Raw genomic sequence first — 17,030 nt, 5'->3', positions numbered from 1 at the left:
TTATGGTATAAAAACATGAGGAGGCTCACGATGGAACACAACATTTTACAAGTCATTGCATTAGCAGAAAAATTAAAATATGAAATGCGACACAGCTGGCTTTCCAACGGACGTCAAGAAAGTGTTGCCGAGCATACATGGCGTATGTCTCTAATGGCCATTTTAGTTGAACCTTATTTGAATCAAAAAGTAAATATTGAGAAATTACTTAAGATGGTTATTATTCACGACCTAGTCGAAGCCGAAGCTGGTGATATCCCTGCTTTTGATACAATGAATAGTCATGAATTACAACTACAAAAACAAAAAAATGAACTAGAAGCTATTTTAAATATTAAAAAAACATTAACAGGTTCTCTCGGCGAAGAATTATATGACTTATGGATGGAGTTTGAAGCGAAAGAAACGTACGAAGCAAAAGTTGCTAATGCACTCGATAAACTTGAGGTAAAAATCCAGCATAACGAAGCTGATATTGATACGTGGTTACCAATTGAACATAAAATGACATTCCAAGTAGCAAAGCATACAAACTTTGATTCTTTCCTATCTAAATTACAAAAAATTATTGAACAAGTTGGAGAAAAGAAGTTAATTGCTGCCGGTATTGATGTTGAGGCATGCAAGCAATAATGAAATAAGACACTCAACAAGAGTGTCTTATTTCATTATTGTTGATATAGCCTGCTTATAAATAAGCTGTTGTTTTCCATCCACTAATATTAAAACTGTAAATTTATCTACTCCAACAACTTCTCCTACTATTCTAACGCCACTCTTTAAGAAAATTGTAACTGTACCTTTTTCTTCTTTTATTTGTTTATACAATTCTTCCTGTAAATGTTCCAATTACTGTCCTCTCCTTCCCGTGAAACATCTTAATATAAAAAACTATAAATTTTTTATTTATGCACTTTGTCTTTTCCATTCATAAACTTATTAATTAGTATATCTAAATCTCGACTAAATAACAAAACTTTATCATGATCCAATCCGTGCCTCGCAACAAGTTGAATTAACTCTTTCTTTTTGCTTTCTATTTTATTTTGTAATTGTCCCATCTCCATCTCTATACTAAAACTCCCTTTTCCCATAATATTACTTGTAAAATTATAGTACATATTCTCTCATAAAAAAATAAAAAAATGGTTTTTTTTACAATTTTTTATTTTTTTATGCCTAAATTACGAATCACGTAAAGGTTCATTTACAAATCACTAACATACAATCCTAATGAATCTACAGGCATTTGTCTAATTATAAATGAGACTGGCTCGTTTTCTGTACAAAAAACATACTGTATATAGTAGTCCATGAACCATATAGATTAACTTACTAAAAAGGAGGAAAACATATGAGTTATGGTGGAAGTTGCGCTGGTTTCGGCGGTGGATTTGCTTTGCTTATCGTACTATTCATCCTTCTAATCATCATCGGATGTAGCTGTTGGGGTGGCGGCGGATACGGATATTAATATATCCTATCCTTGACAAATGAACTAAAAACTATAGAAAAACAGCTCATATTTGAGCTGTTTTTTTCATACTTTCGTATGAATTTATATCCCTCTTATTTGCGATTTCAACTAACAAAATATCGTTTAATATGGAATAAGAAACATTTTTCACTGATATAAAAGATGGTTATACATACATATTACAAACAAAAATTATTTTAACATTAATTCTTGTCGGCATTTCATGGGGCATTATTGGAGGCGCTTATCAGCTATTCCTAACGATCTATGCCGAGAGAATTTTCCACACTAACATTGGAATTTTATATACAGTTCAAGGCATTGGGCTTATGATTGGAAGCCTCCTCGTTAATCTTTATATGTCTCATAATAAAGAAAAAATGAAAAAAGTATTCGGTTGAGCCTACTTATTACAAGGAATTTTCTTTCTCGGATTCATTCTATCCGATCAACTTATTATCGGTATCGTTACTTTATTCTGTATGCGCATAGCAGGAGGAATCCTCGTTCCACTTGATACGACATTACTTCAAACTTACACACACGAAAATATGATGGGTAAAGTTTTTCATTCCATTATTCCGTTTACGGATCTCTTATTCAGTTATCTATGTTTTTTACAGGAGGGCTGTTAGAAATTCTTTCTCCTCAAATGATTGGCAGTTTATTAGCTACATGCTGTATTTTTGTAAATTTTATATGGCTTTTCTTATTTATCGCGGGGATCTCAGTGAATAATCTAATGATAATCAATAGATTTTAATCCCATTCATTATTTGTTTCCCAATAATAAAATTGTTTAAAAATATCAGTCTGATTTTTTAGTTAATGACCCTTATATGGCAACACTATTTGAGAAAAAACTAGATATTTATGTTAAAATATAAATAAGTTTGTGAAAGTTTGCACTTAAATAAGAGACTTCAACTAGTTAAACTTGATTAAAGAGGAGGGCTGTTTTGGGTGTTACATTCATTTTCATATGTATTATATTAGTGGCTTCTATTCTGCAAGCAAGTACAGGTTTTGGCTTTTCCATAATGGCAACCCCTTTCTTACTTATGTTATTTCTACCACAAGAAGCTATACAAATAAACATTATTTTATCTTTAATTATCTCCATTTCACTCATTTGGAAAATAAGAATGGACGTTGATTTTGTTCTACTGAAAAGGTTTATTTTGGGAAGTATAGTTGGTGTACCTTTTGGTATTTTAATCTTCATTTCCGTTAACATAAACACTTTTAAATTAGCAGTTAGCATCCTACTCTTACTATTAACATTGTTGCTAATATGCAACGTTAAGGTTAGATCAACACAATCTAGAGATTTCATAGTTGGTGGATTATCTGGTCTTTTAACGACAAGTATCGGTATGCCAGGACCACCCCTGTTACTTTACTTTACAGGAACTGATACGAAAAAAGAGAAATTGAGAGCAACTACTTTAGCTTTTTATCTATTTATATATTTCATTAGCCTACTAACTCAAATACTCTTTACTGGCACAAACAAAACAATTTGGGAATCAAGTTTTTACGCTATTCCAATCGTATTTCTAGGTTTGTATATAGGGCAAATTATTTTCAAATGGCTTAATCAACGAATTTTCAAAATATTTACGTACATCCTTTTAAGTTGCACGGGTATGTATCTTCTTATTGAAAGTTTGCATTTATTATAAGTAAGTTTTTCAAAATACAAAATCATAAATAAAATACTAACCAAACGATAAAAAGCGGCTATTATGCCGCTTTTTATTTTCACATTAAATATTTTAAAACTAGAAGCCCAGCTATCGCTATTACAAACACATTGAAAAAAATCATCCAACTTTTTTCGAAATCTTTATATCTCTCTTCTTTCACTCCACATTGTTTTAGCTTTCCAATTAAAACTGCTAATTCTTGATTATACTCTTTACTTCCTAATTGTATATAATTGTTATTTATTTTAATTCCATATACATTTTTCATTTTTTTATGTTGCGAAACTGCTTGAATTGAGTTTACTAATACACTGTATTCATTTAACTTTTTAAAATAACAATCTAACGCTATAATTTGTAACCTTGTATTAGTTAAAACAATGTAATAATAAAATGTAGCACCTGTGGTTAATATATTAGGTATAACTTTAGAATTTACAAGACTTCCTTCTTCCACTAATATTTCACATTGTATTTCCTCTCCTTCTTGCAACTCTTTCCGAACTGATTCTTCCAACATTTGCACCGTTAATTTCTTCAATAACTCCCCGTTTTTCACATAATACTTATCTATATTTATAGATTCATTCGCTTCTTTCTCTAAACGTGCAATTTCTTCTTCTGAATATTGGAGCTCATTTAACATCGATAATAATCTTTTATCCATATTACACACTCCCTTTCCACAGTTTTGAAGTTTTTTCTTCCCACGAGAAATTCGATTGTATATATAATCCGCCGTTACTTTTAATTCTTTTGCGATATCGTCAATGGAATATCCATCAATATACCTCTTTAAATATATATATCGATCTTTCTTATTTAAATCTTGAACTATTTCCATAATCTCTTCTTCTTGTTCTATTTCATACCTATCATGGACACCTGTATCTATTTCTACGTCTTTATCGATTGTATTCTCTTTATATACTTTCTTTTTATATTCCAATGCCTTCAATTTACTAATACCAATCATCCAAGATTTTAAGTTTCCCTTTTCTGTATCAAATTGGTCGATATTAAACCAAATGACAGTAAATACATCGTTATAACAATCATCCACATATTGTTTTTCAATAGGGGTACTTAATGATTTATGAATAATGTACAAAATTAATTTTCCATATTGATCAATCACTTCTTTCAAAGCATCTTGATCATGTTTTTTCATAGCTATAATTAAATCCTCTTCAGAATTGAAAATCATAAGCATCTTCCTTCCTCAGTTCCCCTTTAGCAGCTGCTTTTACTTACTATTGGCATTTCATTCTCTTTTTCTATCACTTTTGTAAAAAATTATTAATTTTTATTTCTATGTATATGATAACAAACAAAATACCTAAGTTCAGAAAGAATAAAGAACTTTCTGAACTTAGGTATTTCTCCTTCCAAAAAAGGCAAACCCACATCACAGGTTTGCCTCTTTACTCACTTCTTATTTAAACCTTTTTCACTTAAAAACTCTTTCATATGCATTCTTTTTTCTTTGGACATAAATGAACTCATTGATTCCGTCCACGTTACGTTTTTTTGATTTGATGATCTTTCTTTGTAATACGCGCTCATCGTTTCATCATATTCATTTAGTAATTCATCATATTTCTGTTCATTATATCCATTTTCATGAAGAACTGCTGCTACTGGTAAACGTGGTTTAACTCCATGTTCTTCATCTGGTACACCGACTGTCATTCCGAATACAGGATATACTTTATCCGGTAAATGAAGCAATTCGCTCACTTCTCTCGGATTATTACGAATACCACCAATATAACAAATACCGTAGCCTAATGACTCTGCCGCTAGTGCTAAGTTTTGCGCAAAAAGTGAAGCATCTACCGTCGCAACGATAAAGTCTTCTACTCCCTCATGCTTTATCTCTGTACCATGTTTTTCACATGCAATTTCAAGTCGTTTTAAATCTGCACAACAAATAAAAAATGCTGCACAGTCTTTCACATGGCGATTTCCGGATAGCTCTGCTAGTTTAGCTTTTAATTCCTGATCTGTTACATATATAACAGAATACGCCTGTACAAAATGTGATGAAGCTGCATGTTGTGCAGCGTGCACCATCTTTTCTACTACATCTTTCGGAATTGATTCTTCTTTATATTTACGAACTGAAACATGTTGCTCCATCTTATGTATTATCTCATTCATGAAAATCACTCCTTTTTCTCTTCATAATGAAAAATTAACACATCTTTTTCATTATTCACAACTTATAAGCACAAAAAGAGCAATTCTTTTTTGAATTGCTCTTTTTTTAAAACGTCTATGAATACGGTAAATGAAATTATATTAACGGTAATTTAAATGAAATTTTTTCTTGTCTTATTACGCCGTTTTCAAAACTTTAATACCTTTTACGATATTCCAAATGAAGTAGTAAATTCCTACAAGAATGAACACTGCATATGTGATAATCATTCCAATTCCAGCACCGTCAGATTGATTGAAACCTAAACCGTACATGCCTGATACTGCTAGTCCTCCAAATAAGATTGCGTATGGGAAAACATGTGACCAAAATGCTTTTTTCGCGTGATACTTCACTTCATCTTCTGCAACAAAGTACACGATAATTGGTAGTAAAAATGGTGCAAAAAAGATACTAAAGTAACATAACGAAGATAAAATATTATTTCCTTTCATCCGATTCACCTCTAAATAGTTTTTGTTACCTTCATTATGTCAGGAAACCATTCTAGAAACTATCGCTTTACCTTTCACTAACGTGACATATTTGTAAGATTTTCCTCTAAAATAATCCCGTCTGAAATTTCAGGCGGGATTATTTTCTCTATATTCGATTCATAAACCAATATTGTGTAATTGCTAAATATTCTCGTACATTCGATGGAATGATGATTGGTTTCGGTGTTTTTGCCGGAAGACCTTCTAATTGTAAACCTTGTTTGGCCGCTATTTTTTTTGCTCTAAACATATGAAAATCGTTTGTTACGATCATACCTTTTTTCATATCGGCTGGTATTAACGGTTTTGAGAATGTAATGTTCTCATCTGTGCTCGTAGATTTGTCCTCCATTATAATACGGTCTTCTGCGATGTTTTGTTTTATTAATCCTTGTTTCATTGCTAATGCTTCTGAAATGTCTTCACCTTTTCCTTGTCCGCCAGATACAATAGCAATTGTTTTCTCATGTGATTTTAAATATTCAGCTGCTTTATCAATACGATATTGCAATGAATAAGATGGTTTCGTCCCATTTACTTTCGATCCTAGTACAATTATGTAGTCAGCATCGTAGGTTGCATTCATATGCCCATGCTTATAAATGTGATATTGTAAAAACCCCATATACACGGCGCAAATCATTATGACAACTAAAATGCACTTCATTATTTTCTTCTTTCTCATATTCATATACTCCTATTTTCTTTTACTTCCTTCATGATAATATCCATTTATTTGTTTGTATACAGACAGATTTCAATAAACCCTAATTTCTCCTCTGAAAGGTAATATTTATATTACTTTCGGGAACAGTAAGTACAACTTTGCACGAAGGAGTGTCTCTATTGCTTCTCTTTTTATGTAACGTATCGTTCTTTTTTATCTTATTTTTATTATCACTTAAGATGCTCGGTAAGTCTGCTTTAGCACAACTAACTCCTCATGATTTTGGGGCTATAATTTTTTTATCTTATTTAGCTTTCCAGGCCATACCCGTCTCTGGTGCTTTACAAGCATTTCTCGGTATGGTTGTTATTACATGTTTACATTTACTCCTTACAAAATTAAGCCTATTCAACAAACTAAATCGTTTTATTCTCGGACACCCTATCATTTTAATTAAACATGGTGATATTATTTTTGAGAACTTACAAAAAAGTAGATATCCCATTGCCGAACTACTTTCTAATCTTCGCGTTGCAGGATATCCAAGTGTTCATGAAATTGAATACGCCATTTTAGAAGCGAACGGAGCTATTAGTATTTTACCAAAAAGAGAACTTGTACCATTAACTCCAAAAGATTTAAACATAGATGTTAAGTATGCTGGATTACCAATTGCACTTATCGTCGATTCACAAATTCAATACGATAACTTAAAGTTAATCCATAAAAATGAAAAATGGTTATATAAAGAATTAAAAGAAAAAGGAATTACACATATTAAAAACGTTGCTTTCGCTTCTGTTCAAGAAACAGATGGATCTTTTGCGATTAGTTTAAAGGAATAAAAAACCCCCTTAATTGCTTAAGGGGATTTTCTTCATCATATCGCTTCTTTCTCTCCTGCTATATTTAATGGAACAGGATGTTTCATACGATTCATCGTAAATACGATAATCGCAGTCATTACTTCCGCAACTGGCATAACGAGCCAAATTCCGTTTATCCCAAATAATTTTGGCATAATCCATAACAATGGAAGAATAAATAGTAACCCTCGGCTCATTATAATCAGTACTGATTTCTTCGTTTGTCGCACTGATTGGAAGTACTCTCCATACACGATGTTATAGCCTAAAAATACGTATTGAATAAAGAATAAGCTAATACCCGTTAATGTTAACTCCAATAATTCTGGAGATTGGACATCAAATAGACCAATGATATATTTCCCGAAGAATAATCCGACAATTATTGCAATGCCCCCAAGTACAACAGCAATTTTCACAGCAAACTGCAATCCTTCACGCAATCTTTCTGATAAGTTTGCACCATAATGGAAACTAGCAATCGGTTGCAATGCAGCACCTACACCGAAGAATAATAGTAATGCCATTGCATGAATACTATTCACCATCGCATAGGAAGCTACTCCTACTTCTCCTGCATATTGGACGAATGCGATATTAAAACCAATCGTTACGATTGCAACCGTACTTTCTGCTGTAAAACTTGGGAAACCAATCACCATAATTTGTTTGACAGTATCCCATTCAAAATGGAATTTCGTCCATTTTAAAATGCTACTTTTTCTAAAGAAATGGGTTAATAATACAAGGAAACCAATCGCTGCCGAAAGAATAGTCGCTGAAGCAGCACCTGTTACGCCCCATCCAAAAATAAAAATAAAGATATAGTCAAACACTATGTTTAATACAGCCGTTACAACAAGACCTGCCATTGCTAAATTAGGATTTCCATCATTTCGAATAAATGTACTTAAAATATTTTCTAAAACGTATATCATTCCAAATGTTAATAATACGTGTAAATAGTCTAATGCATACGGTAAAATCACTTCATTTGCACCAAATAAGTATGCTAAATCTTCTATTCTCCATAAGCAAATAGCTGCTAAAACACCTACGATAACAACTGCTACTGTCATGGATTGAGTAAAAATAGACCTTGCTCTTTCTCGCTTATTTTCACCTAATGCAATTGAATATAACGTTGCCCCGCCCATTCCAATCCATAATGAAATAGAGAAGAAAATCGAAAACGCTGGAATAGCCACGTTTACTCCTGCTAATCCATTTGCTCCAACTCCCCGACTAATCATTACCGCATCAATTACAATATTAACTGACATTAATACCATTCCGAGGACGGCTGGTATTAAATATGAAATAAATAAGCTTTTTATCGGTTTTTCTCTTAACTTTTCTGTTGCTTCCATACTCTAATATGCTCCTTTTTTTCAACTCTCTTTTCTTAGTTTAAACCTTCAAGTAACTTGAAGGTCAATAGAGAATTAAAAAATAAGTAACTTAATTATCGTGTTTGATCCTCATTTGTAATTATACGAGTCCTACAACTTATTGCTTTATTTTTTCATTATAGGAATTTGAATTTCTGTTACTTGCTCCTCTGGATTTTCTGTTACAGACCAATCGATTAATGCAATCTCAATCGCATCTCCACTTACTTCGTACCCTTCTTGATCAATATATTTCATTAACCTCTTATATGTTTCATCAGTTTCTTCATACGGTCCATGATGATATACACAGGCAAACATACCTTCTTTAATTTCATCTGAGCTATGCACTTGAAAGGGCATGTAATCCAAAAGAATGAAAACACTGCTATATGCTTGAAACTCATTTTGCATTAATCCTTTTTTCGCAACAGTTACACCAATATCTCCAGAAAATAAACTATCATCCATTTGCCTCATATTTTTTTGCAACGAATGGATGTAGTACTCAAACATATCATCCGTCGTATTTGGAGCAACCGCAATTGCTGTAATTTTTCGCTGCGGGATCTCTTTAATTACCATTTGTTCAGCTTTTGCTTTTGTTGCTTCCTTAATTAAATGAATTCTATGCTCCATTTTTGCCAAAGCATACTCAATTTCTCTTTGTTTTTTCAACATCATTTCTTGTTGTTTTTCCAGTAAATTGAGTGCGTATGCTGGATTTCTTTCATCAATATATTTCTTAATTTCCTTTAACGGAATATTTAACTGGCGTAAAAATTTAATCGTATCTAACAGTGAAAATTGATCGATTGTATAATAACGATAATTCGTTTGAGGATCAACAATGGACGGATGAAAAATTCCTTTTTCATCATAATACCTTAATGTGGATTCTGCGATATTATGCATTTTTGCCATTTCTCCAATTGTAAAACGTTTATTTAATAACATGTTTCCTTCTCCAATTCATTAAAAATGTTGCCTTATTTCTTCTTATTATATAGCCATTCCCTTCATACCTAAATCAAATTCCATCATGAAAATCTGCTATTTTTTCATTGATTTTTAATAAATTTTATTATATATTAATTACAGGTTCAAATTACGAGTTCAAAAGAACTTGTAATCAGACCCTTTTGTTTAATGGGTTTTACATATTTTCATTAGGCAAATTCCGAGAAATCGTATGATAAAACTAAAAATGACGAGGAGAGGATCAGATGGAATTCGAATTTTTCTTTCAAATTGCACTTATTTTATTAAGTACAAAGCTTGCTGGTGATCTTAGTGTTAGATTAGGTCAACCTTCTGTGCTAGGTAAATTAATTGTCGGTATCGTTATCGGCCCAGCTATATTAGGTTGGATTGAAAATTCAGAGCTTCTAACACAATTAAGTAATGTCGGTGTTATTCTTTTAATGTTTATGGCAGGACTTGAAACAGACTTAGATGAATTAAACGCAAATCGTAATTCTTCTTTAGCAGTTGCACTCGGGGGTATCATTCTTCCATTCGTAGGTGGTTACGTTTCCGGTCTTGTTATGGGAATGGAACAAGGAAACGCTGTATTCTTAGGATTACTTCTATGTGCGACAAGTGTTAGTATTTCCGTTCAAACACTTCGCGATTTAGGAAAGATGAAGACACGTGAAAGTACAACTATGCTGGGCGCAGCTGTATTTGATGATATTCTTGTTGTTATTTTATTAGCATTCGCAATGAGCTTCTTAGGCACTGATGATGTTAACTTAACAATGATTATCTTGAAGAAGGTTGTATTCTTCGCTTCTATTATTTTAATCGGTTGGAAAGGTGTTCCTGCGATTATGCGTTGGTTATCACCACTACGCGTATCTGAGTCTATCGTGAGCGCGGCTCTTATCATCTGTTTCTCATTCGCATATTTCGGCGAATTATTAGGAATTGCCGGTATTATCGGTGCTTTCGCTGCTGGTATTGCAATTTCTCAAACGAACTACAAACATGAAGTAGAAAAGAAAGTAGAACCAATTGCTTATGCTATGTTCGTTCCAGTATTCTTCGTTAGTATCGGTATGAATATTACATTTGACGGTATCGGCAATCAAATTTGGTTCATCTTAGCATTAACTGTTATCGCTGTATTAACGAAATTAATCGGCTGTGGATTCGGTGCACGCATGACTGGATTTGATGCAAAGTCTTCTGCAATTATCGGTGCTGGAATGGTTTCTCGTGGTGAAGTTGCACTTATCATCGCAGGAACAGGACTTTCTTCAGGTCTATTGGCACAAGATTACTTTACAGCAATCGTTATTGTCGTTATTTTAACTACAATGATTACACCACCAATGTTAAAATATACTTTTGGTGCAAAAGATAAAGCAATGAAAGCAAGTAAATAAGTTTACTATAATAAAAGGAGATTGCTATCTTATAAGATAGCAATCTCCTTTTTGTTTTATCTTTAAACAATCCCGTTCTTTTTTAACCATTTTTCAAAAATAATTCGTGCTTCATCATCATCGATATCATTACTAAATGAATACACCTTAATACCATAATCATCTATATATTCGCCTAGTTTCATTTCCTCCACTTTCTTATAAAAACCGTCTGCCTCATAGTGCGGAAGATAAGCATCCCAAACTGGTTCATTTATTCTTTTGTACGCCGTCACTTCTAAATCATATCCATCTTCATAATATCCGATGTGATAATGTTTGTTCGGATCATATTTCTCCATTAAAAGTCCCCTCCTACTAAACAAAAGCGAGCCTTATATTACAGCTCGCTCCTCTCTCTATTTATTAAATACGTTCCATCGCCGTCTTCAACGTTCCAACAACAAAGGCAATTTCTTCACTTGATATAATAAGCGGCGGTGCTAATGTTAAGACGTTATTATATCCTGCTGTTGTCATACCGTTGCGTCCTATAATTAAACCCTTTTCTTTACAAGCATTTACGACACTTGCAATTTTGTCGTTATCAATTGGCTCTTTCGTCTCTTTATCATTTACTAATTCAATTCCAACTAATAAACCTTTTCCTCTAATATTCCCAACAAGGGGATGTTCCCCAATTTCATCTTTTAGTTGCTCTAATAAAAGGGAACCCATTTGCGCAGATCGCTCGATTAAATTTTCATTTTCCATAATCTCTAAGTTTTTAAGTGCTAATGCACAAGCTGCTGGATTTCCACCAAATGTATTAATATGGCGGAAGAATTCATATTCTCCTTTACCTTTAAAAGCCTCATATATTTCTTTTTTCACAGCTGTTGCAGATAATGGTAAATATGCGCTCGTAATGCCCTTTGCCATTGTAATAATATCTGGCTTCACATCATAATTCATAAATCCAAATGCTTTTCCTGTACGCCCGAAACCGCAAATCACTTCGTCACTAATAAGTAGCGCACTGTGTTTTTGACACGTCTCATGAACAGCTTTCATATAGTCTTGTGGTGGCATTAATATGCCACCGCCTGTGATAATTGGTTCCATAATAAAAGCGGCAATTGTTTCACTTAATTCCCACGTCATAACACGATCGACTTCTTTCACACATTCTACATCATAAATATGCTGCCCTTCAATCCCAGGCATACGGTAACAATCCGGTGGTGTTACGTGTAAAAAGCCTGAAGCAAACGGCTCATATTGATATCTACGCTGCGCTTGTCCCGTCGCTGCCATTGTCGCCATTGTATTCCCGTGATACCCACGATAACGTGACATAAATTTATAACGATGTGGTTCACCTTTTTGCGCATAGTATTGCCTTGCTATTTTAAAAGCTGTTTCGTTCGCTTCTGAACCACTATTTGAGAAGAAAATAACATACTCTCCCCCAAGCCACTCATTTAACTTTTCAGCAAGCTTTATAGCTGGTTCATGAGATTGTGACATTGGAAAGTATGATAATGTTTGTAATTGCTTATAAGCCGCTTCTGCGAGCTCCTTTCTTCCATATCCACTATTCACACACCAAAGACCACTCATACCATCTAAATATCTTTTTCCTTGTATATCTTCAACCCAGCACCCTTCAGCTTTTGCCCCTACCATTGTACTATTTGGACTAAAGGGACGCATTCCGTGCCAAACATATTGCTCATCTTTTGCTAATAATTCATCAGTTTGCTTCGTTTTCATCATTACTTCCACCTTCCATAACAACTTATTTTTCACAAAAGCTGCGCTGGTGCCATGATGATTTAAATTTCTCCCTGCTATTTTCATTCCACAAAATTAAGACAAATCCTACTTATAAATCAGTAATATTTACAAGAAAATGCCAAAAGAAAAAAGAGCTTTTCTCATCTATCGAAAAGCTCCTCTTTTATTTAATGTGAAGACGCATCGCTAATACCATGACCAGTATTAGATTTCACGAGAATTTCATCAAATTTCGCTACATCTTCTTTCTTACTAGATAAAACAGTTCCTAAATATGCTGCAAGAAATCCGAGTGGAATTGAAATAATTCCTGGTGTCGTATATGGGAATAACGCTTCCCCAACAAAAATAGCTTTTCCAGCTACAGGGTTCCAAACATTAGGACTCAAGGCTACAAGAACAATTGCTGATACGAGACCTACAATCATACCAGAGATCGCACCCGTTGTGTTAAAACGCTTCCAATATATTGTAAATAATATAACTGGTAGGTTTGCACTCGCCGCAACAGCAAATGCTAAAGACACTAAAAATGCTACGTTTAATGTTTGGGCAAATAATGCAAGTATAATGGATAGTATCGCTACTCCAATAGATGCATAACGAGCCATGGATACTTGCTCTTTTTCCGTTGATTTCCCTTTGCGAATGATCTCATTATAAAAATCATGTGCAAATGCTGATGCTGCTGTTAATACAAGACCTGCCACTACAGCCAAAATCGTCGCAAAAGCAATTGCTGATACGAAAGCAAATAAGAAATCTCCACCTAACGCTTTTGCTAATAAAGGTGCCGCCATATTACCAGCTGGGTTCGCTTTAATGATCGCTTCATTTCCTACAAAAGCCGCCGCACCAAATCCTAAGAAAATCGTCATAATATAAAATGCACCAATTAACCACGTCGCATAAACGACAGATTGACGTGCAGTTTTTGCATCACGTACTGTAAAAAAGCGGACAAGTATATGTGGTAATCCAGCTGTACCAAGTACTAGTCCTAAATTTAAAGAAAGTGTATCAAGACCATCCTTATACTTTACACCTGGATTTAAAAATGAATCTTTTAATGGTGTAGCTGTTTTCATTTGAGCGAACATTTCAGTCACGCTGAAGTTGAATTTTGCGAAAACGATAACAGAAATAATAAACGTACCAGCCATAAGTAATACAGCCTTTACAATTTGTACCCAGCTCGTTGCTGTCATACCCCCAAAAATAACATACACCGTCATAAGTGTTCCAACGATTAATACAGATGTCGTATATTCAATCCCTAATAATAATTTAATAAGTGCACCCGCGCCAACTAATTGTGCAATCATATAAAAGATAGAAATCGTCATCGTATTAAGAGCCGCGACTCCGCGAACTTTTTTCGCATCAAAGCGTGCTGCAATCATATCCGCCAAAGTATACTTCCCTAAATTTCTAAGCGGTTCTGCAACAAGATATAGTACAACTAAATAAGCAACTAAAAAGCCGATACTATAAAAAAATCCATCAAACCCAGTTAATGCGATTGCCCCGGCTATACCAAGAAATGAAGCAGCAGACATGTAATCTCCAGCAATGGCCAGACCATTTTGCCAACCAGTTAATCCCCCTCCAGCCGTATAAAATTCACTCGCATTTTTCGTTTTTTTCGATGCAAAATAGGTTATGACAAGCGTACCAAGAACAATAATTAAAAATAGTGCAAACGCAGTAGTATTCAAGTTCAGCCCCTCCCTTTTTGCATATCTTGCAGAATTTTTCGGGAGATTTCATCAAATGATTCTGCTTTTTTACTATAAATCATACACAGTGCCCATGTCATGATAAATTGGGAAAAAGCAAATACCCACGCCCATGTAACGTCACCAAATGCAGGTGTATTGAGCACCTTTGAATACGATGTTAAAATAGGTAATGCGATAAAAAAACTAAAAAAGAAAATACTCATTGGAATGATAAACTTCTTTTTCGTATTTAATAACAATTGAAACTCTTCCGACTGAACGACCTCTGTATAATTCACCTCATTTTGCAACTTACGTGCTGATGTATCATCTCGTTTCATTAACCGATCCCCTCTCTTACTTAAAATGCACTTCCCCCTTGCATACATAAAGGCTAAATTTTATAAATATTCAGAAACTTATACTTATTGTAGACAATCCATGCATTCATGCAAAGATTTTTTGATAGACATTTTTCGGCAATTTCCCCTAAATTTTTAATATACTTTTTCAACATAAAGTGACACCTTACTTATTTTTTCCTCATTAAGACAAAAGCAGTGCTTAACGCACTACTTTTGTCTTTTTTTCCTTTTCTAAATTACGAGCTGTTTCGCTTAACTCAACCTCTTTTCCGTCTTTAAGTGTTCCAAATATAAAATCGAATACTGGATTTGAAACACCGAACCAAAACTTTTCGTTTTTATAATGGTGTAATATATGTTGTTTTTTTAGCCATCTTCCAAACTTAGTGACGGGACGAATCGGTCTATGGGCAATATAATGTTTCCATTCGTAAACGAGCAGCATAATAATCATTCCGATTCCAAATGAAAGTGTAATAGTAACACTTTTTGTAATACCATATGCTATAAGTAAATATATAGTAAAACTAGGTATACTAAACCATACAGGTAAAAACAAAAGTTTTAAATCATCTGGATATACGTGGTGATCATAATGTAATCTTCTTAACATTTTTAATAGAAATGTGTTTTTAGGGGACTTTATATGAAATAAAAAACGATGTGTCATATATTCATTAAGTGTATAGAAAACAATCCCAAACATACATGCTAACATGCCAACCCAAGAGAAAAATTGCATTTTTAAAATAATAATGAAAATAAATAGAATGCTATACATAATAACGATATCATGTTGTAAAAAGAACTCTTTCCCCACTTTCTTCATCTTGTTTTCCCCTTTTCCCAAAAAACAGCCGCAACATATCGTTACGACTATTTCTTTTCTATTCACTTTACAAATTTGCCTGCTGTTCTATTGTCGAGAAAAAATTGTTTGGTCCAAATATATTTTGCTTCGGAATAATATGTTCCACTGCAAACACTGTTACTTCTCCTCTTTGCACTTCTCCAATAATGAGACCAAATATTTCATGATTTACTGCAAACGTCGGTTGCTTTGTTTGTAGCAATCTTGCAGCATTATGAAATACCGCTTCATATAGTGGATTTCTATCAATAATTTCTTTTCGGATTTTTGGCGCTAACGTAATGATAATTTCTTTTCCGTCAATAGTGGTTCGATACATAAAAATCTCCCCTTCAATCTTATGTGAACAACTGTAAAGCTTTGTATGCAAAATGTATAGAGTAACCTACTAAAATAATACCTGCTCCGGCTGTTATGTAGCCAAGTGCTTTTGGTTTTAATAAAGTTCTTCCAAAATGTACAGAAAAAGCAATATTTAAATTCCATAAAATAATACCAGCAATAATGCAAAGACTGTACAAAAAAGCTTCTTGTTTCGTTACCTTCGTAAGTAATGAGCTAAGTGTACTTCCGTATATACCAAACCAAAAAACAAGATTTAATGGATTGGATATCGCAATTAAAAATCCTGCCATAAACGATTGCTTAAGGCCACCTACCTCTTCTTTTTTATATTCCATATTCGAGTGGAAAATTCCTTGTTTTACACTTTGAAATCCTAAATAAAATAACAAGAAAAAACCCGTGCAATACATGAAGGCTTGTACATATGTATACATAAACACAGAAGATAAACCGAAATAAATGAGAAGCATAAATAAAACATCTGCAGTCATTCCACCAATTCCAACAACCCAAGCATGCCAAAACCCACGTTCAATTCCTCGTTTTAACATTTCAATATTAATCGGCCCTACTGGCGCAGCTAATGAAATACCTAATACGATTTGCTGTATAATTGCTCCAAACATCGCTCTATCCTTTCTAATCTCTTTACTACTAGTTAATGATGTAATTTGAAAAAATAGACTAGCTTTCATAATAAAATACCCTTTTTTATCCAAAATATACAAAAGAGCCATCTAGGTGATGGC

General features: G+C 33.5%; 20 protein-coding genes and 2 pseudogenes. 6 read left to right on the top strand and 16 right to left on the bottom strand.

Annotated elements, in window-relative coordinates; genetic code table 11:
• Positions 1–30: 30 nt before the first annotated feature.
• A complete protein-coding gene (locus MHI26_RS08375; protein WP_061666855.1) occupies positions 31–633 on the top strand; it encodes an HD domain-containing protein in 603 nt (200 codons plus the stop codon).
• 27 nt (positions 634–660) lie between these two features.
• On the opposite strand, the gene hfq is transcribed toward MHI26_RS08375, so the two are convergent.
• Together hfq and MHI26_RS08365 are read right to left on the bottom strand one after the other, a co-directional pair.
• Positions 661–849, bottom strand: coding sequence for an RNA chaperone Hfq (hfq, locus tag MHI26_RS08370; RefSeq protein WP_000400665.1), 189 nt, complete (start codon positions 847–849; stop codon positions 661–663).
• 53 nt (positions 850–902) lie between these two features.
• Complete coding sequence (locus MHI26_RS08365; protein WP_061666856.1) at positions 903–1,121, bottom strand: aspartyl-phosphate phosphatase Spo0E family protein; 219 nt, start codon at positions 1,119–1,121, stop codon at positions 903–905.
• Positions 1,122–1,354: 233 nt separating this feature from the next.
• On the opposite strand from MHI26_RS08365, the gene MHI26_RS08360 reads away from it, so the two are divergent.
• From MHI26_RS08360 to MHI26_RS08350, 3 genes and pseudogenes are all read left to right on the top strand, one after another.
• Positions 1,355–1,474 carry a YjcZ family sporulation protein gene (locus MHI26_RS08360; protein WP_000120179.1) on the top strand — a complete coding sequence of 40 codons (120 nt, stop codon included), beginning with the start codon at positions 1,355–1,357 and terminating at the stop codon, positions 1,472–1,474.
• A gap of 140 nt (positions 1,475–1,614) precedes the next feature.
• A pseudogene (locus MHI26_RS08355) lies at positions 1,615–2,240 on the top strand (MFS transporter); the annotation flags it as partial.
• 196 nt (positions 2,241–2,436) lie between these two features.
• Positions 2,437–3,162 (top strand): sulfite exporter TauE/SafE family protein, encoded by a 726-nt coding sequence (locus MHI26_RS08350; protein ID WP_000539221.1) that lies wholly within the window; start codon positions 2,437–2,439, stop codon positions 3,160–3,162.
• A 79-nt stretch (positions 3,163–3,241) separates the two neighbouring features.
• Here the strand turns inward: MHI26_RS08350 and MHI26_RS08345 are convergent, their stop codons facing one another.
• The 5 genes and pseudogenes from MHI26_RS08345 to MHI26_RS08325 all read right to left on the bottom strand — a co-directional run bounded on the left by MHI26_RS08345 (position 3,242) and on the right by MHI26_RS08325 (position 6,571).
• Positions 3,242–3,853: a flagellar motor switch protein FliG gene (locus MHI26_RS08345; RefSeq protein WP_042973234.1), complete on the bottom strand. Its 612-nt coding sequence runs from the start codon at positions 3,851–3,853 to the stop codon at positions 3,242–3,244.
• A gap of 1 nt (position 3,854) precedes the next feature.
• Positions 3,855–4,399: pseudogene (locus tag MHI26_RS08340) on the bottom strand (sigma-70 family RNA polymerase sigma factor).
• A 215-nt stretch (positions 4,400–4,614) separates the two neighbouring features.
• Positions 4,615–5,349: an oxygen-insensitive NADPH nitroreductase gene (gene nfsA, locus MHI26_RS08335; RefSeq protein WP_061666857.1), complete on the bottom strand. Its 735-nt coding sequence runs from the start codon at positions 5,347–5,349 to the stop codon at positions 4,615–4,617.
• A gap of 177 nt (positions 5,350–5,526) precedes the next feature.
• Complete coding sequence (locus MHI26_RS08330; protein ID WP_000678056.1) at positions 5,527–5,844, bottom strand: DUF4870 domain-containing protein; 318 nt, start codon at positions 5,842–5,844, stop codon at positions 5,527–5,529.
• 148 nt (positions 5,845–5,992) lie between these two features.
• Complete coding sequence (locus tag MHI26_RS08325) at positions 5,993–6,571, bottom strand: YdcF family protein (RefSeq protein WP_001227671.1); 579 nt, start codon at positions 6,569–6,571, stop codon at positions 5,993–5,995.
• 161 nt (positions 6,572–6,732) lie between these two features.
• Between MHI26_RS08325 and MHI26_RS08320 the strand changes: the two genes are divergently transcribed.
• Positions 6,733–7,398, top strand: a complete 666-nt coding sequence (locus MHI26_RS08320) for a DUF421 domain-containing protein (protein ID WP_000923936.1) — start codon at positions 6,733–6,735, stop codon at positions 7,396–7,398.
• Between the two features lie 35 nt (positions 7,399–7,433).
• Here the strand turns inward: MHI26_RS08320 and MHI26_RS08315 are convergent, their stop codons facing one another.
• Both MHI26_RS08315 and MHI26_RS08310 read right to left on the bottom strand, forming a co-directional pair.
• Complete coding sequence (locus MHI26_RS08315; RefSeq protein ID WP_000388397.1) at positions 7,434–8,789, bottom strand: MATE family efflux transporter; 1,356 nt, start codon at positions 8,787–8,789, stop codon at positions 7,434–7,436.
• 147 nt (positions 8,790–8,936) lie between these two features.
• Positions 8,937–9,767, bottom strand: coding sequence for a MerR family transcriptional regulator (locus MHI26_RS08310; RefSeq protein WP_000925913.1), 831 nt, complete (start codon positions 9,765–9,767; stop codon positions 8,937–8,939).
• 269 nt (positions 9,768–10,036) lie between these two features.
• On the opposite strand from MHI26_RS08310, the gene MHI26_RS08305 reads away from it, so the two are divergent.
• The gene (locus MHI26_RS08305; RefSeq protein WP_061666858.1) at positions 10,037–11,200 is read left to right on the top strand and encodes a cation:proton antiporter; all 1,164 of its coding nucleotides are present in this window, start codon (positions 10,037–10,039) and stop codon (positions 11,198–11,200) included.
• Between the two features lie 62 nt (positions 11,201–11,262).
• On the opposite strand, the gene MHI26_RS08300 is transcribed toward MHI26_RS08305, so the two are convergent.
• The 7 genes from MHI26_RS08300 to MHI26_RS08270 form a co-directional block, all read right to left on the bottom strand.
• Positions 11,263–11,541, bottom strand: coding sequence for a DUF3986 family protein (locus MHI26_RS08300; protein WP_000417069.1), 279 nt, complete (start codon positions 11,539–11,541; stop codon positions 11,263–11,265).
• A gap of 64 nt (positions 11,542–11,605) precedes the next feature.
• A complete protein-coding gene (locus tag MHI26_RS08295) occupies positions 11,606–12,955 on the bottom strand; it encodes an aspartate aminotransferase family protein (RefSeq protein WP_000850967.1) in 1,350 nt (449 codons plus the stop codon).
• A 191-nt stretch (positions 12,956–13,146) separates the two neighbouring features.
• Positions 13,147–14,697 carry a solute symporter family protein gene (locus MHI26_RS08290; RefSeq protein ID WP_061666859.1) on the bottom strand — a complete coding sequence of 517 codons (1,551 nt, stop codon included), beginning with the start codon at positions 14,695–14,697 and terminating at the stop codon, positions 13,147–13,149.
• A gap of 2 nt (positions 14,698–14,699) precedes the next feature.
• Positions 14,700–15,041 (bottom strand): DUF485 domain-containing protein, encoded by a 342-nt coding sequence (locus tag MHI26_RS08285; RefSeq protein ID WP_000817366.1) that lies wholly within the window; start codon positions 15,039–15,041, stop codon positions 14,700–14,702.
• Between the two features lie 223 nt (positions 15,042–15,264).
• The gene (locus tag MHI26_RS08280) at positions 15,265–15,894 is read right to left on the bottom strand and encodes a sterol desaturase family protein (protein WP_061666860.1); all 630 of its coding nucleotides are present in this window, start codon (positions 15,892–15,894) and stop codon (positions 15,265–15,267) included.
• Between the two features lie 67 nt (positions 15,895–15,961).
• On the bottom strand, positions 15,962–16,255 hold the full coding sequence (locus MHI26_RS08275; RefSeq protein WP_000286356.1) for a hypothetical protein: 294 nt from the start codon (positions 16,253–16,255) through the stop codon (positions 15,962–15,964).
• Between the two features lie 19 nt (positions 16,256–16,274).
• Positions 16,275–17,018, bottom strand: coding sequence for a LysE family transporter (locus MHI26_RS08270; protein WP_001196840.1), 744 nt, complete (start codon positions 17,016–17,018; stop codon positions 16,275–16,277).
• Positions 17,019–17,030: the final 12 nt, after the last annotated feature.

The organism is Bacillus sp. FSL K6-1218 (assembly GCF_038006445.1).
Lineage (GTDB): Bacteria > Bacillota > Bacilli > Bacillales > Bacillaceae_G > Bacillus_A > Bacillus_A thuringiensis_S.
Note: the sequence above shows the minus strand (reverse complement) of the source record. Positions and strands in the feature narration are given on the sequence as shown.